16 protein-coding genes are annotated in these 16,735 nt (G+C 68.2%); 5 read left to right on the top strand and 11 right to left on the bottom strand.

The annotated features are described in order from the left end of the window. Positions 1-26: 26 nt before the first annotated feature. The 3 genes from B4E30_RS01110 to B4E30_RS01100 are packed head-to-tail and all read right to left on the bottom strand — an operon-like array spanning position 27 to position 2,058. Entirely contained in the window at positions 27-1,103 is a 1,077-nt protein-coding gene (locus tag B4E30_RS01110; RefSeq protein ID WP_286793130.1) for an alpha/beta hydrolase family esterase, read from the bottom strand. Further along, the gene (locus B4E30_RS01105) at positions 1,100-1,876 is read right to left on the bottom strand and encodes a MerR family transcriptional regulator (protein ID WP_286793129.1); all 777 of its coding nucleotides are present in this window, start codon (positions 1,874-1,876) and stop codon (positions 1,100-1,102) included. The genes B4E30_RS01110 and B4E30_RS01105 overlap by 4 nt, the downstream gene beginning before the upstream one ends. Next, on the bottom strand, positions 1,876-2,058 hold the full coding sequence (locus B4E30_RS01100) for a hypothetical protein (protein ID WP_286793128.1): 183 nt from the start codon (positions 2,056-2,058) through the stop codon (positions 1,876-1,878). Before B4E30_RS01100 ends, B4E30_RS01105 begins: the two co-directional genes overlap by 1 nt. A 168-nt stretch (positions 2,059-2,226) precedes the next feature. On the opposite strand from B4E30_RS01100, the gene B4E30_RS01095 reads away from it, so the two are divergent. Next, a complete protein-coding gene (locus tag B4E30_RS01095; protein WP_349676938.1) occupies positions 2,227-5,004 on the top strand; it encodes an ATP-binding protein in 2,778 nt (925 codons plus the stop codon). A gap of 33 nt (positions 5,005-5,037) precedes the next feature. Beyond that, positions 5,038-5,820 (top strand): SDR family oxidoreductase, encoded by a 783-nt coding sequence (locus B4E30_RS01090; RefSeq protein WP_349676937.1) that lies wholly within the window; start codon positions 5,038-5,040, stop codon positions 5,818-5,820. A 44-nt stretch (positions 5,821-5,864) separates the two neighbouring features. Here B4E30_RS01090 and B4E30_RS01085 read toward each other — a convergent pair whose 3' ends face one another. Further along, positions 5,865-6,152, bottom strand: a complete 288-nt coding sequence (locus B4E30_RS01085; protein WP_286793164.1) for a helix-turn-helix domain-containing protein — start codon at positions 6,150-6,152, stop codon at positions 5,865-5,867. A gap of 49 nt (positions 6,153-6,201) precedes the next feature. Between B4E30_RS01085 and map the strand changes: the two genes are divergently transcribed. Further along, a complete protein-coding gene (map, locus tag B4E30_RS01080) occupies positions 6,202-6,981 on the top strand; it encodes a type I methionyl aminopeptidase (protein ID WP_286793125.1) in 780 nt (259 codons plus the stop codon). A gap of 22 nt (positions 6,982-7,003) precedes the next feature. Here map and B4E30_RS01075 read toward each other — a convergent pair whose 3' ends face one another. From B4E30_RS01075 to B4E30_RS01055, 5 genes are all read right to left on the bottom strand, one after another. After that, the gene (locus tag B4E30_RS01075) at positions 7,004-7,531 is read right to left on the bottom strand and encodes a hypothetical protein (protein ID WP_286793124.1); all 528 of its coding nucleotides are present in this window, start codon (positions 7,529-7,531) and stop codon (positions 7,004-7,006) included. 94 nt (positions 7,532-7,625) lie between these two features. Beyond that, positions 7,626-8,189, bottom strand: coding sequence for a small multidrug efflux protein (locus tag B4E30_RS01070; protein ID WP_286793123.1), 564 nt, complete (start codon positions 8,187-8,189; stop codon positions 7,626-7,628). 114 nt (positions 8,190-8,303) lie between these two features. Then, positions 8,304-8,960 (bottom strand): NAD(P)H-binding protein, encoded by a 657-nt coding sequence (locus B4E30_RS01065; protein ID WP_286793122.1) that lies wholly within the window; start codon positions 8,958-8,960, stop codon positions 8,304-8,306. Positions 8,961-8,999: 39 nt separating this feature from the next. Next, positions 9,000-9,740: a GOLPH3/VPS74 family protein gene (locus B4E30_RS01060; protein ID WP_286793121.1), complete on the bottom strand. Its 741-nt coding sequence runs from the start codon at positions 9,738-9,740 to the stop codon at positions 9,000-9,002. A gap of 84 nt (positions 9,741-9,824) precedes the next feature. Further along, positions 9,825-12,668, bottom strand: coding sequence for a LuxR C-terminal-related transcriptional regulator (locus B4E30_RS01055; RefSeq protein ID WP_286793120.1), 2,844 nt, complete (start codon positions 12,666-12,668; stop codon positions 9,825-9,827). A 195-nt stretch (positions 12,669-12,863) separates the two neighbouring features. Here B4E30_RS01055 and B4E30_RS01050 point away from each other — a divergent pair, with 195 nt between their 5' ends. After that, complete coding sequence (locus B4E30_RS01050) at positions 12,864-14,120, top strand: MFS transporter (RefSeq protein WP_286793119.1); 1,257 nt, start codon at positions 12,864-12,866, stop codon at positions 14,118-14,120. After that, entirely contained in the window at positions 14,113-14,862 is a 750-nt protein-coding gene (locus B4E30_RS01045) for a MerR family transcriptional regulator (RefSeq protein ID WP_286793118.1), read from the top strand. The genes B4E30_RS01050 and B4E30_RS01045 overlap by 8 nt, the downstream gene beginning before the upstream one ends. 53 nt (positions 14,863-14,915) lie before the next feature. Here B4E30_RS01045 and B4E30_RS01040 read toward each other — a convergent pair whose 3' ends face one another. Then, complete coding sequence (locus B4E30_RS01040) at positions 14,916-15,098, bottom strand: DUF86 domain-containing protein (protein ID WP_286793117.1); 183 nt, start codon at positions 15,096-15,098, stop codon at positions 14,916-14,918. Between the two features lie 132 nt (positions 15,099-15,230). Then, positions 15,231-15,755 (bottom strand): hypothetical protein, encoded by a 525-nt coding sequence (locus B4E30_RS01035; RefSeq protein ID WP_286793116.1) that lies wholly within the window; start codon positions 15,753-15,755, stop codon positions 15,231-15,233. Positions 15,756-16,735 lie beyond the last annotated feature (980 nt).

The following is a 16,735-nucleotide window of genomic DNA, read 5'->3' as shown; positions in this document are numbered from 1 at the left end:
GCTCCGCGACCCTCGGCCTCCCCAGGTCAGCGGCGGTCGTGGAGCTGTGCGAATGTCCACGCGATCCGGGTGGCATCCGGCCCCGCGGTATCAGTGAACAGCCCGGCACCATCCGGATTCGGCCAGGCGTGAGCCAGATCTTCGGCGAAGATGTACTCGATCAGCGCGTCGCCTGTCGATGTGCGGAACGAGGTCTCCTCGTATCCGTACCGCCCCTCGGCGGGATCGTGCACGACCGTGTCAGCAGCCAGCGCCAGGCTGTCGTTGAGCAGCCCGTCGTCGACGAGGTCGTGCAGTGCGCTCCAGTGCTCGATCAGTCTCTCGCCGACGATCGGCGGTACGGCCTGATCACGACCACCCTGCACGATCAGCAACGGGACGGGGCGGGCTCGGTCGCCCATCTGAGCCCACGCCTGCCTCGCGGTGTCGGCCGGCGGAGTGACTTCGGGCTGCTCGGGGTCGACCTGGTTCAGGCCGTACTCTCCGCCGGCCACCGAGGTGACCGACGCGAACACATCCGGGTACGTCACACCGAGGATCACTGCTGTGCCCGCTCCCGAGGAGGCACCGGAGACATGGACTCGATCGGGATCGGCGCCGTAGGTCATGACGACCTCGCGGGCAACCCCGGCCAGCAGCGCCGGTTCTCCCGCGCCCCGAATCTGGTTGCGCGGGTCCGCGGAGTTCCAGCAGTTGATGGCGTTCTCGAACGGGCGCTGCGTGGGGTAGACGACGATGAAGCCCTCGCGATCGGCGAGGGCGTTGAACTGGGTCGACGCCTTCATCGAGTTCCACCCGAACCCGGTCATGCCGCAGCCGTGCACTGCCATCATCACCGGCAGCTTCGTCGACCCGTCATACTGAGGCGGGAGGTGCACCTGGTAGTGCTGACGAACGCCGTCCGCGGACACGAAGACATGGTTGCGGTCGTTGTCGTCGCTCCACCACGGAAGACCGAACTGGAAGACCGTGGTGAGGAGCACCCCGGCTGCGATCACGACGGCGACCACCCCACCGGCGATCCACGGCCACCTGCGCCGCCGGAGAACCGGCTCCTCGACCGCAGGGTCGGCGACATCGGAGTCGTGGGCGAGATTCGTCATCGCCGGACTACCTCGGAACCGCCGGCGTCGATGCGCTCCTGCTCGGCGGACAGCAGATCCCTCGCGAGCACTCCCGCGCGCGCGAAAACGTCGACCTGGGCGGGGTTGTAGAGCTCGACCACCGCGTCGACGAAGGTTCGGCGCGTGATCCTCCCGCTTCTCGACAGGTGGGCGGCCGGATCATTGAGCCACGGATAGTCGATCAGATTCTGTGCGAGGGTCGGAGCGAGTTTTGTTGCGAGGCGGCGCCGTGTGGCCTCGTCGGCGTCGGCGGGAAGCGCATCGATCTCGCGGCCGAGCGCTCCTGCATCCGCGTCGACTTCGACCATCCGACGCAGGTCGGCCATCGCCTCCCGGTCGAACAGGTGCGAATAGATGTGGATGATCGACGTGTCGGACTCGGACAGGTGCGGCGCGACGGACTCGAATCCCGCGGGCGAATCGGCCGGGGCGTTCTCGCGCAGAATCGTGGCGATGTCGGCTCGCGCGCGCCGCAGGCGCTGGATGCTCCTGCTCAACTCGAGGTCCAGTTCGCTCAGGATGTCGGCAGCGCTCGGTCCGCTGGCGCCGACCGTGTCGATGTGCGCGAGAGGAACCCCGAGTTCCGCCAGGCGACGGATCCGCAGGAGTTTCACCAGGTGACGGATGCCGTACTGCTTGTAGCCGTTGTATCTGCGCTCGGGCTCCTCGAGCAGCCCGAGCGCGTGGTAGTGCCGGATCGTGTTCACCGTGGTTCCGGCCAGCTCGGCGAGCTCGCGGGTACTCCACGCCATCAAGCGCTCCTTCCGAGCCGTTCGCGGGAGACCTGCGAGAGGGATCCGGCCGGCACCGAGGGCCCTGCCATCGTCAGCATCGTCCACCCGAGCGCGGCCGCCATGCTGAAGCTCACCTCGCCCGGCACGGGAGTGCCTCCCGCAGTCTGCGCAGCGGGATTCCGTCTGATGCCGTGTCTCATCGCCTGCTCCTTCGTGCGGGTGTTGGAGGCGTCAGCCTCCGTGATCGACACGATTCCACCCGTGCATGTACCGTCGCGTCGGTGGAAACCACGTAACCGCGTCGAGATAATTGCGGTGGTGACCACACGGGTTCCGTATCGTCTCCGGTTCCGGGTGATCCCCGACGAGTGTGGGCGGGGGCGAAGGTGAAGCTGATAGGGCGCGACATCGAAAGTGCCGCGGTACGACAGCTGCTTACCAACGCGCGCGAAGGACGCAGCGGAGTGCTGGTCATCCGCGGTGAACCGGGCATCGGCAAGTCGGCGCTCCTCGAAGCCGGTCGCGAGGAGGCTCGATCCTCTGGCTTCGAGATCGCCCAGGTCACGGGGGTCGAGTCGGAGGCACGGTTCGCGCATGCGGCGCTGCATCGGTTCGTCGGACCGCTGATGGGTCGGGCTCCGGCGCTCGCCGAACCTCAGCAAGAGGCGCTCGCAATCGCCCTCGGACTCCTCGACGGCCCGGCGCCCGACCGGTTTCTGGTGGCGCTCGGCGTTCTCAACCTGCTCGCCGCGGCGGCGGAAGACCGACCCGTCCTGTGCACGATCGACGACGCCCAGTGGCTCGACGAGGTCTCGGCGCACGTTCTCTCCTTCGTTTCGCGCCGGCTCTCCGCGGAACGCATCGCGTTGCTGTGCGCGGTGCGCGACCCGCCCGCGACCGACACCAGCATGTTCGAGGGCTTGCCGGAGGTCTCGCTCACAGGATTGGATGAGGCGAGTGCCGGCGCGCTGCTCGACGCCTCGGTGGCGGTCCCACTTGTGGGCGGTGTGAGGGAACGTCTGATCGCGGAAGCTCGGGGGAACCCGCTCGCTCTGCTCGAACTCCCTCGGCAGGCAGACTCAACGCGGCTGGCAGAAGGCCTCTTCGTGCTCGAGGCCTCGGATGCTCCCGGGCGTGTGGAGGAGACCTTCATGCTCCGCTTTTCCGCGTTGCCTCCCGATACCCGGCTGCTCCTTCTGGTCGCAGCCGCTGACACGACAGGAGACGCCAGTCTGCTGTGGCGCGCGATCGATCAGCTCGGGGTTCGGCCCGAATCGGCCGACGCCGCGGAGACAGCCGGCCTGCTGGAGATCGGGAGCGACGTCAGGTTCCGCCATCCGCTCGTCCGATCGTCGGTCTACCGGGCATCGCCCCCCGCAGACCGTCGAAGCGCGCACCGGGCGCTGGCCGACGCGACGGACGCGAACAGCGATCCAGACCGACAAGCCTGGCATCGGGCCCTCTCCGTCACGGGCACGGACGAGAACGCGGCCGCGGAACTCGAGCGCGCAGCGCAGCGCGCCCAGGCACGCGGCGAGACCGCCGCGGCGGCTGCGTTCCTGCAGCGATCCGCCGAGCTGACCTCGGATGCCGCTCAACGCAGCGTGCGCGCCATGGGTGCGGCTGAGGCGAAGCTGCGCGCGGGCGCTCCGGATGCCGCAATGCGGCTGCTCACGATTGCGCGGGCAGGGCCCCTGGACGACGCGGACCGGGGCCGCTCGGTCCTCATCGATGCCAGGATCGCCTTCCATCGGTCGAGGCGCGGAAACGTGCCCGGGATGCTGGCGCAGGCGGCCGGGCGCCTCGCGACGACAGATTCGGCCTTCGCCCGCGTCGCATATCTGCACGCGCTCGATGCAGCGATCATCCTCGGTGACGCCCGCGTCGTTCGCGAGATCGCCGACGCCGCCTGCTCGGTGCCCGCGCCGGCTGGTGTGCGGCGCCCGGCTGATCTCCTTCTGGACGGTCTGGCGACGTCGTTCGCCGACGGATACGCGCCGAGCGTGCCGCTCGTCCGGCAGGCGCTGGAAGCGTTCCGCACTGGTGCGGACTCCGACGTCGACAGCCGCGAATGGCTCTGGCGGGCCAGCCGGACTGCGGTGGCCGTCTTCGACGACGACCTTGCCGACGAGCTAGGCGTCCGAAACATCCGGTTGGCGAGACGGCATGGCGACCTCGCTGTGCTCCCCGCGGCGCAGCTCTTCCGCTCCGCGCTGCTGGTGCTCGAGGGGGACTTCGCCGGCTCCGAGCAGCTTGCCGGCGAGGGGTTGGCCATCTCCCGGGCCGTCGGCGCACTTCCCCTGCGCCACGCACAGCTCTTCCTGGCTGCGTGGCGCGGCGACATAGCCGACACGCTCGACCTCCACGCGAGCATCCTTCGCGAGGCGGTCGCGCGGGAGCGAGGGACGGAGGTGTACCTCGCCCACTACGCGCTCGCCGTGCTCCGCAACGGAGCGGGCGACCACCGGGCGGCCCTCGAGGTCGCCGTCGCCGCCGGCGAGTCGGACGAGTGGCCGCACCTGAGTCTCATCCTCCCCGAACTCATCGAAGCCGCCGTGCGCTCGAACGAGCTCGAACAGGCCGAGCGAGGTTTCCGCGTGCTCGAGTCGCGGGCACGCGCCGCCGGGACCGACTGGGCGCTCGGGCTCGCCGCATCCGCGCGGGCTCTCACCGGACATGCTCCGAGCGTCGACCGCGCATTCGTCGAGGCCATCGAGCGGCTGGGTCGCACGCGGATCACGGCGCATCTCGCCCGGGTCCAGCTGCTCTACGGCGAGTGGCTGCGGCGAGAAGGACGCCGTCGCGACGCACGGGAACTGCTGCGCGCGGCTCACGACCTGTTCTCGACCATGGGCGCTCACGGATTCGCAGAGCGCGCTGCCCGGGAGCTGCGCGCGATCGGGGATCAACCACGGGTTTATGGCGATCGACCGCTGGATGCCCTAACCGCTCAGGAGGTGAACGTCGCACGGCTGGTGATCGCCGGGGCAACATCTCGCGAGGTCGGAGAGCAGCTTTTCCTCAGCACGCGGACGATCGAGACGCACCTGCGCAATATCTACCGCAAGCTGGGGATCGGTTCTCGCCGTGAGCTGCGTCAGATCCCGCTGGACGGAACGGCGATTTCAGGGTCGCGTACACGTTGACCGTGTGGTCGGCACACGGGATCTGCTGAACCCATGTGTGCGATGGCGGAGAATTCGCGTGGCGTCCTGATCACCGGCGCCTCCGGCGGGATCGGCCGCGCGACGGCGCGTGCCTTCGCCGCCCGCGGCGATTGCGTGGCCGTGCACTACCGCCACAACCGCGAGGGCGCGGAGAGGACGCTGGCGGCGCTTCCCGGATCGGGGCACGCGCTCGTGCCGGGTGACCTTCGCGACACCGCAGCGGTCCTCGCGATCGTCGACCATGCCGTCGAAGCGCTCGGGGGTGTCTCCGTGCTCGTGAACAACGCTGCGGAAGCCCCCCTGGCGCGCACCATGCACCGAATCGACGAGGTTTCGTTCGAGGACTGGGGCGCGGCGTGGGAGAGGATGATCGCGGTGAACTTGCTCGGCGCCGCGCACCTGAGCTGGGCTGTGGCGCGGCACCTGATCGCGACGGCATCCCCGGGAGCGATTGTCAACGTCGGTTCTCGCGGAGCCTTCCGGGGCGAGCCGGACCATCCAGCCTACGGCGCGACCAAAGCAGCACTGCATTCGCTCGGCCAATCCATGGCGATCGCGCTGGCTCCGCACGACATCTCCGTGACGTCCGTGGCGCCCGGCTTCATCTCATCCGAGAGGCAAGCGCACACCCTGGCCGGCGATGCCGGAGAAGGGGTGCGCGGGCAGAGCCCGTTTGGACGGGTGGGCACACCGGAAGAGGTCGCCGAGGCCATCGTGTATCTCGCGTCGCCGGCAGCCAAGTGGTCATCCGGGGCGATCCTGGATCTGAACGGCGCCTCCCACATGCGAATGTGACGCGGGAACCGGTCTGCTTGGAGTCGCCGGGCGAGACGGAGTCGTCAGGAGACCAGCTGATGAGTTGATGTCTGCGTCTCGTCCGAGGGAGTGCCGTTGAGCTCGGACCACAGGGCGTCGAGGGAGAGTCCCAGCACGTCGGCGATCGCTGCCACGGTCGGGAAGGCGGGGGTCGCTATGCGACCCGACTCGATCTTCCGCAGCGTCTCGGGCGAGACGCCGGCGTCGAGCGCGGTGGCGAGGATCGAACGGGATCCGCGCGCACGACGCAACAGTTCACCCAGCCGCTGCCCACGGGCGACCTCGTCGGCCGTGAGCGCATTTCTCACCATCATGAGGCGATTGTAATACCGGGATTGTTTGACCGGTATAGTTATTGGAATGATCGAGATACTGTCGCCCGCCGAGATCGCGCGCGCACGGCTGACCGGCGCACTCGTCGCGGACATCCTGCAGGCACTCAAATCACGAATCACACCGGGGACGAACCTCCTTGAGATCGACCAGTGGGCGAAGGAGATGATCATGGCGGCGGGAGCACGCTCGTGCTACGTCGACTATGCGCCGCCCTTCGGCCGCGGTCCGTTCGGACACTACGTGTGCACCGCCGTCAACGACGCCGTTCTGCACGGGATGCCGCACGACGACACGCTCGTCGATGGCGACCTCCTGACGCTCGACCTCGCCGTGTCGAAACACGGGATCGCCGCCGACGCCGCGATCAGCTTCGTCGTGGGCGACACGGCGGCGAGCGCCGACCTCGCGATGATCGAGGCGACCGAGCGCGCACTCGCGGCCGGGATCGCCGCGGCACGGCCGGGCTCGCGCATCGGCGACATCTCGCACGCCATCGGCGAGGTGCTCCTCGGCGCAGGATTCCCCGTCAACACCGAGTTCGGCGGTCACGGCATCGGTTCGACGATGCATCAGGATCCCCACGTGTCCAACGTCGGCCGACCAGGACGCGGCTACCGACTCCGAACGGGTCTGCTCCTCGCGCTCGAGCCGTGGGTGATGGCGGACACCGACGTGCTCGTCACCGACGGCGACGGCTGGACGCTCCGCAGCGCCACCGGCGCCCGCGCGGCCCACACAGAGCACACCATCGCGATCACCGACGGCGGCGCCGAGATCCTCACCCTCCCCACGGGGGCCGGATGAGCGCCCCGCCACCAGCCCCGACCTAAAGAATGTAGACGATCTCGAATGCCTCGTAGATCGCCGCCACGATGTGGATCACGAGCGCGAGTAACCCCAGCCACGCAATCCTCTCGAGTCCGCGCACGTAACCGCGACGCCTGGTGGGAGCAGCCACGCTGGACGGACGCAACCAGGCGCGCCCATGGAGGAAGACGCCGAAGATCAGCAGCACATAGGCCTGGAACTCGACGAGGAGGACCACGCTATGCGGCAGCAGGGCCCACGCCGCCTCCGCATCGACCGGGGCGAGGAGGATGCCGGTGTCGACAAGGCTGATTGCGAAGAGGGCGATTCCCGCGAACGGTATGACCAATGAGGGCAGCACAATCACGGCGAGTGACGCCACGAGCACGTTGTTGAAGAGGACCACGGCAGCGAGGGGCCAGACGCTGCTCGCGAGGTCCGACACACCCGTCAGTGATCCGCCGGCCAGGACCGCATCGACCCGCGCGTCACGAACCTCCGGGAACATGATGCCGATGAGGAGCCCGATGATCAGGAGCCCGTACACGAAGCCGTTCGCGAGCAGGTACGCGGGAAGGTCGTCGCGGATGATCCGGAAAGGGGGATGAGAGTACGTCGGATGAGCGTGTTCATCTGGTGAATCAGATCAGGCTGACGACTTGCAGGGCGATCAGTGCAGACACGGTGGCCACCGTGGTCCAGATGACGATGGCGACGGCCTGCCACAGCAGCACCCACCCGCGCGGGGTGCCCGCCGCGACCAGGGCGGCCGTGGTGAACTGGGTCGGGATGGCGAGCGGACCGAGGATGCTCGCACCGGGCACGCCGAAGCGGACGAGCCATCTGTTGAACCGCTGACGCCCCTTCGACGCAGGCTTGGACGGTGCGGCGCCGACCGATTCGGTGTGCTCCGGGGCCTCGTCGCTCGGACCGGCCGGGACGCCCACCCGCTGACGGCTGGTCACCGCCGTCCGCGCACGCGAGGTGAGAAGCGCGACGAGAACGACACAGAGGAAGTTCCCCGCCGCTGCCGCCAAGCCCGCGACCACAGGGTTGAGGCCACCCACCAATCCGATGATCGCTGCGCCCTCACCTTCGATGAAGGGGACAGCGCCCGCCGCCATAAGGATGAGTGGCTGCAGCAGGGCCGGCACCTGGGCGACGAGGTCTTGGAAGCCGGCGATCAGTTGCTCAATGGGGTTCATCTCAGGGTCCTTTGCGGCTTTGGGGTCGCGGGCGCGATCCGGCTGTCCTCCAGTGGAGACCGTGTGCTCGCCACCGGGTCAAGTCACCTCGTGATCGGCGGGCCGGGTTCGACCTCACGCCGCCCGGATGTTGGTCTCGACGGCCTCTTCGATCCAGGCGTCGCCGTGGTTCAGTTCGAGGATCTGCCTCGAAATGCGCGGCTCGTGGAGAAGCGCGGCGAGCGTGTCGGCGACATCCTGCCGGGTGATCTCACCGTGCAACTCGGCTGGGCCGAGCGCGACCGTGCCGCGCCCCGGGTCGTCGAGAAGCACCGCTGGCCGGAGCACTATCCAGTCGAGGCCGCTCTGCGTCAACGCGATGTCTGCTTCTTTCTTCATGGCGATGTAGTGGTCGAAGCCGGCGCCGAGGTTTCGTTCGCGCCACGCCTCTGGGAAGACCGAGACGAGACCGATCCGCGCGACGCCCGCGATCCGAGCCGCCGTGATGGTTTTGATGACGCCGTCGCGGTCGATGGCAGACGTCGCGTCGTGCCCTCCACCCCCCGCCCCGGCCGTGAAGGCGATCGCATCGACGTCCCTCATGAGTCCGGCGAGGTCATCCGGCGTGATGGTGGTCAGGTCTCCGACTCTGGCCTCGATGCCGGCTGTGCGCAGTCTCTCGCGCTGGTCGGATCGACGCACCAGGCCCGACACGGTGTCGCCGCGTTCCTGCAGCGTTCGTGCGAGGCGCGATCCGACGCCGCCGGTGATGCCGATGATGAAGACTCTCATTTCTCGTTCCTTTCGGTGATGCCGCCGGTTCGGACGGTGTCAGGTGCGCGGCAGAACAGCCGCGGCGATGATGATGTTGTTGACAATGGCGGCGGTGATGGTGCGGGCCACGGCATCGGCCGCAGCATCCGCACCCCACTCCCCCGCCCTCAGTTCTTCGGCGCGAGCGATGACCGCGGACGTCCACGGGATTTCGGGGTCGAATTGGGGCAGCGTGCCGCTCGCGTAGATCAGTGCGGCGAGAGCTGCCGTCCAGGGGTCCGGCTGAGCGCCGTCGACGATCACGCCGCGGACGGCGCCGAGGAGGGTCCTGCGCCGACCGCTGTCCCCCTCCCGGAGGACGGTCGTGGTGAACAGGCCGAACGCCTTGGCCGTTTCACTTCGAAGGTCGCCTCGCTCGATGAGCCGCTCGAGCATCGGACCGCGCAGAGCCGGTCCGATGGCAGCCAGCACGGTCTGGATCTCGCGGGGCTTGTCTGCGATGTACTCCCATGCCGCCCGGAGGACGTGGTCGCTCGGTGGCTTTCCCGCAACGGCTGTCACGACCGAGGCACCCCGCTGATCGGGTCCACGTACATGGCCACCCATGCCCAACTCGGCCAGCACCGCTCCACCGAGAACATAGAAGAGGATGTTCTCGCCGGCGATGGTGCCGGGGCCCGACGACGAAGTGCCCGGCTGGAACAGGAGCAGGAGCAGGTCTTCCGCCAACGTCGGTGGGCCGGTGATCGCGTCGTTCTCCGTCGGCACGGAATCTTCGCCCTCGGTTGCATCCGACATCACGAGCCTCCGTTCGACAGTGTCCTGCGAATCCACGATCAGTCGAACCTGTGTTCCCGCCACACGGTCAATCGCGACGGAGAATCAGCGCGGCAGGACATCTCCGAGTTCGCGGCGGGATCGGACGCCGAGCTTCCGGAAGACGTTGCGAAGGTGCGCCTCGATCGTGCGCTCGCTCAGGAACAGCTGTGTCGCCACGTCGCGCGATGTTTGTCCGGCGGCGACAAGTCGCGCGATCTGGGTCTCACGCGCGCTCAGCGAATCCGTCAGCTGGCTCTCGCGAGTACGGCGGCGCTCGCCGGTCGCCCCAAGTTCCGAGGCTGCACGCTCGGCGAACGCCTCTGCGCCCATCTGTGAAAACACGTCATGCGCGGCCTGCAGCTGCTCGCGGGCATCCTGACGGCGCCCCTGCCGCCTCAGCCACTCGCCGTAGACGAGACGCGTCCTCGCGAGGGAGCTCACGATCGTGCTCTGTTCCAGCAGTCCCAAGGCGTCGCGGAAGTGGTCGTCGGCCTCAGGGCCCGACGTCATCAACGCCTGGGCATACGCTGCGAGGCCGCACCCCCACGCTGAATCGCCGGACGCGGCGCGTGCCGAGAGCTTTCGCGCCGCGGTGTCCGCGGCGCCCCAATCGCCGGCGCGTACCGCCGCCTCGACGAGCTCCGGGAGGGCGAGGCTGCTGTTGATGAGCTCCTCGGTCTCGTCGGCGCGCTGAGCCGCGTCCTGCGCCGCGGCATAGTTCGCGTAGCCGTTGTGGAGCACGGCAAGGGCGTAGTGGGCGGTGGCGGCGGCGGCACTGGTCGCCGTGGTCTGGTGGGTCGACGCGTCGAAGAGCCGCACCGTCTCGTCCCGCCTTCCTCGCCACGCGGCGATGATCAGGTCGGCGTAGGGCATCGGGGCGGCTCCGGTGGCGCGGGTCAACGAATTCGCCTCCGCGGCTGCCTCCTCCGCCCGCGCGATGTCGCCAGACAGCACCAGTCTCGCCGACAAGGCGACCAACGACCGCGGGAGCGTGACGAGCGCGCCGGACTCGCGGGCCAGCCGTACGTTTCGGTCGCCCAACTCACGTCCGAGCTCGCCGTCGAAGAGCGCCGCAGCCATACGTGTAGCCAGCCAGAGCCAGTGCCGGCTCGCCATCTCACCGAGCGCCTCCCCGTCGAAGCCGACTTCCCGGAATGCTGCCAGCGCCCGTCGAGTCGCTGCCGCGCCCGTCTCCTCGCCTTGCGTGAACCACGCCACGAGCGCATCGAGGAGCAGGTCAAGTGGGCGAGGCACCCCCGGAGGCTGCGGCGCGCCACGCGCAGCTTCGGCGACCCGCGCAGCCGGGTGGCTGCCGCGCGGGCCGCCGATGATCATTGCGGCGTCAATCGTGTGCAAGTAGGTCTCGCGGGAGAGCTCGGGGTCGACCGCTGCGAGCCGCTCGGCGGCAGCGAGAAGCATGCCCATCACATCACTGTCGGCGGAAACGTGAAACGCGATGCGCGCCCGGAGCAGATCGAGGCGGGCGCTCTGAAGCTCGTCCAGCGGTCCGGCAGCCGCGATCGTCAGCAGCTTGCTCGCGGTCGCCGAGGCTCCTGCGTCGTTCTTCGCGTGAGCCGCGGCGAGCGTTCGACGCGCCCGGTCGGCGCCGTCGGGGGTCAGTTCGGCGGCACGATGCAGGAATGCGGCGGCGGCGGCGACCCCGCCGCGGGCCCGCGTGCGCTCCGCTGCGCGCTCGAGTTCAGCCGCAGCATCCTCGTCCGTTCCGACGACACTCTGCGCCCTGTGCCATGCCCGCCGATCCGGGTAGATCTCGATGTCCACTTCGTCCGCGAGAGCACTGTGCACGCGGCGACGGTCACGGGGCGACGCTGCACGATAGACAGCCGAGCGGACGAGGGGGTGACGAAAGCGAACGCGGTCATCGATATCGAGGAGTCCGGTCCGCCTCGCCGGCTCGGCCGCCGTGCGCGAGACGCCGAGCCGACCGGCTGCGCGCCACAGGAGTGACGCATCGCCGGTCGAGTCCGCGGCGGCGAGCAGGAGGAGAAGCTGCGTGTCGTCTGCCAGGCCCGCGGAGCTCTCCCGATAGCCACGCTCCACCTGCTCGGGCACGCTGAACATGTCTGGCCGCTCGTATCCGCCCGCACGATCGGTCACAGCCGCACGACGTGGCAGCTCCAAGAGCGCCAGCGGATTACCGCGAGCCTCCGCGATCACCCGCTCGATGACCTCGTCGTCCACAAGCGTGCGCATCGCGGTGGCCAACAGCGCCCGCGCGTCGGCTTCCGCGAGACCTTCCAATCGAAGCTGCGGCTCGATGCCGTCGAGGTCATCGCTCGGCGCCGCCTCGTAGTCGCGCAGCCCGAAGACCATCCCGACGCCCTCGCGGTCGAGGCGCCTTGCGACGAACCTGAGCACCTGCGCCGAGGCGTCGTCGATCCACTGCACGTCGTCGATGAGACACAAGATCGGCTTGCTCTGAGCCGCCTCGCTCAGCAGATTCAAGACAGCTACGCCGACGAGGAAAACCTCCGGGGGCGGACCGTGCCGCATACCGAGCGCAATCTCCAGCGCCTCCCAGCGCGCCCCTGACAGACCGGACACGCGGCCAAGGATCGGCGCGCAAAGCTGGTGCAGCCCGGCATACGCCAACTGGCACTCCGACTCGACCCCGACGCACCATGACACATCGCACCACGACCGGGCCTCGTCGCCAGCCCATTCGAGAAGCGCGGTCTTCCCAATGCCCGCAGGTCCACGGGCCACCAAGGCGGCGCCTCGTCCCGCACGCAACTCGGCAAGGAGATGATCGACGGCGTGACGTTCCGACACGCGACCGAGAAGAGGCTCGCTCACCGTCCCCGCGTAAGGGACCGCGCCAACCTTGGCGCGACCCCTCCTCCGCTTCTTCTCCTCGCTTCCCACGATCCAACCGTGGCAGAACATCACGAGTAACACAGCCCCGGGCACCGACCATCACGCCCATGTCGTCAGCGGCACCGTCGCATCCTCGCTCGGCGAGCGAACCTGCCGAGATCGGTGGCTGAGACGGAGCGATGTGAACGCCGTTGAGGGCGATGCTCAGTCGCGATCACCGAAGGTGCTTGACCCCGCCCCTACGACATGGTTCTGACTAGAGGCATGAAGCTCGTTCCCGTCGCCTATCTCGCGTCCTATCTGCTGTCGCTGCTCGGCAATTCGATCGCCGGAGTCGCTCTTCCGCTGATCGTCTTGCAGGTCACCGGCAGCGCGCTCGGCGCCGGTGCAGTCGCTGCGGCCACCGCGCTCCCGGCCGTGCTCGCCGGTCTCGTCATGGGTGTCGTGATCGACCGGATCAACAGGCGCACCTCGTCGGTGGTGACCGATCTCGTCTCGGCCGCGTCGATCGCTGCGCTCCCCGTGATCGATCTGATCACCGGCCTGAGCCTGGGCTGGTTCATCCTGTTCGGCATCATCGGCTCGCTCGGTGACGTGCCGGGCATGACGGCCAGGGACGCTCTCCTGCCCGCGATCGTCCGTCACGGCGGGATCCCATCGGAGCGGCTCATGGGCATCCGGGAGGCGCTGGGCGCCGTCGCGCTGTTGCTCGGCCCCGCGGCAGCCGGAACCCTCATGGTGCTGTTCGATGGTTCGACGGTGCTGTGGGTGACCGCGGCGACCTCCTTCACCGCCGCTCTGCTCACCCTGCTCATCCCCCACCGGGTCGGCACGATCGTCGGCGACAACGAGGGGGAAGGTGCCACGCGAGCAAGCGGGTGGGCACAGCTCCGCGACGGCTGGGGGGTTCTGTTCCGCAGCCCGTTCCTCGTCGTGACGACGACACTCAGCCTCGCATCGGTGGTCGTGCTGGGCTCGCTGCAGGGATTGATCCTGCCCGTCTACTTCACGCTGCTGGGCCAGCCCGGCATGCTCGGCTTCGTGCTCACCGCACTTGCGACAGGCACGCTCATCGGCGGCACAATCTATGCGATCGCCGGGTCGCGCGGACGACGTCGGACATGGTTCCTCTCAGGGCTGAACGGCAGCGCGCTCGGCTTCGGTATCGTCGCCGCCCTCCCCTCGGCGTGGGCCGTGTTCGCCGGCGCGTTCGTCGCGGGATTGTCCAGCGGATTGTTCGGGAGTCTGATCGGGGTGCTGATGATCGAGCGCATTCCGGAACGGATGCGCGGCCGCATCATGGGGACGCAGAACGCGATGTTGACGGCCGCTGTCCCGGTCGGAATCGTCATCGCTGCGGTCCTCACCGAGTACGCCGGTGTGAACGTCGCCGCCATCACCCTCGGTGCGGTGTGGCTGATCGCCGTGGTCCTCGGCGTGGCCGCGCCCTCTCTCCGTAATCTGGAACCGGAGACGGAGTCAACGAGGAGCAGCGGACCGGCGGTGACCGAGAGTGCTTAGCAACGAACTGGCGCGCCTCGCCGGTGTGACCGTGCGTGCACTGCGGCACTATCACCGGATCGGCGTCCTGGTGGAGCCAGAGCGTCGCAGCAACGGCTATCGCGAGTACGACGTGCACGACCTGATCCGGGTCCTGCGGATAAAGCGCCTCGCTGCGCTCGGCATCCCGCTGGACCGCATGCCCGCCCTGCTCGACGACGACGCCAACGAAGCCGGGGAGCTCCTGGACGAACTGGATGCGGAACTGACCGCCCAGATCGACCGCCTCATCGGTCAGCGCGCGATCATCGCCCACCTCCGCACGTCCGGCGCGGCCCCTGATCTCCCGCCGGAGCTGGCCCCGTTCCTCGCCGCGTTCGCTGCCGGGCAGTCCCGGGAACGAGCGACGTACGACCGCGACCAGTCCGTGCTCCTCGCCCACTTTGCCGGCGTCGACGGGCTGGCCCAGATCGCTCGACTCTACGAACGGCTCAGCGACAGCGCGATCGCTCCCGCGGTGAAGGACATCGACGAGAAGTTCGGTCACCTCGGGCCGGACAGCACCGACAGGGAGGTCAACGAGTTGACCGAACTCTTCGCCGCGGTACTCACCCCTATAGTTGCCGATCGCGTCGGCGCGGAGCCGACTGTCGACCTCGCCGCCGTGGCCGATATCTTCGCCCAGCACTCCGCCGATCTGCTCAACGAACAGCAGCAACGCCTGCTCGAGCACCTTGAGCGGCGGCTCGGCGGCGATGCGTAGGCGGAGGACGATCGGTCCATCGATCGGCGACGCCGTTGGACGCGGGCATCGAGTCAGCACAGGGCATCGCGGACCGTATCGACATCGACGCCGAAGTATTGGTGAACGAGGATGTTCCGGAAGCCGCGGATCTGCGGCCACGCGATCTCGGCATGGGCGCCGGTGACCTCCGCCGGGAGGTGAACGACAGCTTCGCCGATGATCTGCAGGTTGCGCTCGGCCGCGTCCTCAGCCATTCGACCAGATCGCGGTCCGCACTGTCGAGCGAGGTCACACGCGATGGCTGGGCGAGAAGATGCGCGTCACCCGATCCGGAGTGCGCTCCGCGGCAGGCACTCACCCGGACGCGCCACGGAAGCGCGCGGATCTCAGCGCAAGCCGGGCCGGTCTGCTGCAGCTGCGGCCAGGAGGCCGGCGGAAACCATTGACGCGATGCCGATCCCGGGCTGCACAACGGTACCTGCGACGATGAGGGCGATTCCTCCCCACAGCACCCATAGCGACCAGCGGTGCCGTGTGAGGGCACCCACCGCGGCCGACAGCAGGCCGAGCACAGCGAGCGCGAGCGCGGGAAGCACGGCGACCGCCCACACGCCGATCCCGGTTTCACCTTCGGGTCGGGGACCGGTGTACGCGGTTGCCGCGTAGTAGGTCCACCAGCCCACCCACACCAGCGACACCGCAGCGAGTGAGACGAACACGACCGACCGTCCACGCGACGGCGGGGTCACGGCGGTGAGCAGCCCGGCCAGGCACAGCAGCGCCGACATGCCGGCAAGGATCACAGCGACGAACAGATACCCGATCCCGTCCGCACACGCCCACGTCCCATCGACGCCCCACTCGCCACCGCTCCCCCAGGAACAATTGAAGTGGAGCGTCTCACGAGCCAAACCAAGCGAAGACGCGGCGAGGATAAATGCCAGAGACGCGCCTGAAAGCACAGCGATCGCCGCCTCTGGGCCACGCGCGGTGCCGTCTCCGGCGCTTCGGTCTGTCGGCGAGCCCGTCACGCCGCCGACGCTACCAAGGACCACCATGAGCAACGAACCCGAGGTCCAGGTAGCGAAGTTCGACTCTTGGGACAACCGCGGTCAGCGTTGCGGTCGAAGAAACACAGAGGGCGCACGTCCGCCGTACGAGAGTCCATGGGTAAGCGCTTGATAACGTCACTTCTGGCGTTGGCATCGGTGAGAATTCGCCGACAGATTATTCGGACTCACGCTGGTTACGGGGCAGGACGCTTCTATGCGGTGTGATGAGCAGCGCGCGACCGAGATCAACGGTGAGCTCAAAGCAATCGGCAGGTTGCCGCGATTGCTCTGGCACTCCTGATCGTCGCCCTCACGGCCGTATACGTCGCGATCGGCGCCACGCGTGAGTACAGTCCGTTCGATCTGCTGTTCATCGCATTCCCAGCGACACTTTTCGCGCTCGCGTTGCGCGTGCGAGCAACGTTCGAAGAGAGGACCCTCACCGTCCGCTCATACCTGCGCACATACGAGATTCGACTTGATGACCACGTCGTCACTTTCGCGGACGTCCCCTACCAGGGCTGGTCGAGCGGGTACGCGCCCTTGTACGTCGGCGGGCCGCTTGGCCTCTGGCAGGTTGACATCGTCTATGTCGTTTCAGGACGACCTACGTCTCTTCCCTTCACGATGTGTACGCGCCGCCGCTGCCAGCGGATCGTTGAATCCCTCAATGGGATGCTCCCAGACGACCCATCTGGCCGGACTTGGCGGGTTGAGACGTTGCCTCAGCACTCGCCGCGGGTTCAGTGGACTCTCCTCAGCAGTACGACCGCGTTTCGGCGGGAGCGAGGCCTTTACTCTTGCGCCGTTTGATGACCCCTGTGCGTCAGGATGGGGTG

The organism is Microbacterium sp. UBA3394, assembly GCF_002358725.1.
GTDB classification, from domain to species: domain Bacteria; phylum Actinomycetota; class Actinomycetes; order Actinomycetales; family Microbacteriaceae; genus Microbacterium; species Microbacterium luteum.
This window is presented reverse-complemented; position numbering and strand designations above follow the sequence as displayed.

Bases quoted from the DNA above. Each gene is read 5' to 3' on its own strand.
- map (WP_286793125.1), top strand. From the start codon at position 6,202: ATGATCGAGATACTGTCGCCCGCCGAGATCGCGCGCGCACGGCTGACC.
- B4E30_RS01105 (WP_286793129.1), bottom strand. From the start codon at position 1,876: ATGGCGTGGAGTACCCGCGAGCTCGCCGAGCTGGCCGGAACCACGGTG.
- B4E30_RS01065 (WP_286793122.1), bottom strand. From the start codon at position 8,960: ATGAGAGTCTTCATCATCGGCATCACCGGCGGCGTCGGATCGCGCCTC.
- B4E30_RS01070 (WP_286793123.1), bottom strand. From the start codon at position 8,189: ATGAACCCCATTGAGCAACTGATCGCCGGCTTCCAAGACCTCGTCGCC.
- B4E30_RS01085 (WP_286793164.1), bottom strand. From the start codon at position 6,152: ATGGTGAGAAATGCGCTCACGGCCGACGAGGTCGCCCGTGGGCAGCGG.
- B4E30_RS01050 (WP_286793119.1), top strand. From the start codon at position 12,864: ATGAAGCTCGTTCCCGTCGCCTATCTCGCGTCCTATCTGCTGTCGCTG.
- B4E30_RS01090 (WP_349676937.1), top strand. From the start codon at position 5,038: ATGTGTGCGATGGCGGAGAATTCGCGTGGCGTCCTGATCACCGGCGCC.
- B4E30_RS01100 (WP_286793128.1), bottom strand. From the start codon at position 2,058: ATGAGACACGGCATCAGACGGAATCCCGCTGCGCAGACTGCGGGAGGC.
- B4E30_RS01055 (WP_286793120.1), bottom strand. From the start codon at position 12,668: ATGTTCTGCCACGGTTGGATCGTGGGAAGCGAGGAGAAGAAGCGGAGG.
- B4E30_RS01060 (WP_286793121.1), bottom strand. From the start codon at position 9,740: ATGTCGGATGCAACCGAGGGCGAAGATTCCGTGCCGACGGAGAACGAC.
- B4E30_RS01040 (WP_286793117.1), bottom strand. From the start codon at position 15,098: ATGGCTGAGGACGCGGCCGAGCGCAACCTGCAGATCATCGGCGAAGCT.
- B4E30_RS01110 (WP_286793130.1), bottom strand. From the start codon at position 1,103: ATGACGAATCTCGCCCACGACTCCGATGTCGCCGACCCTGCGGTCGAG.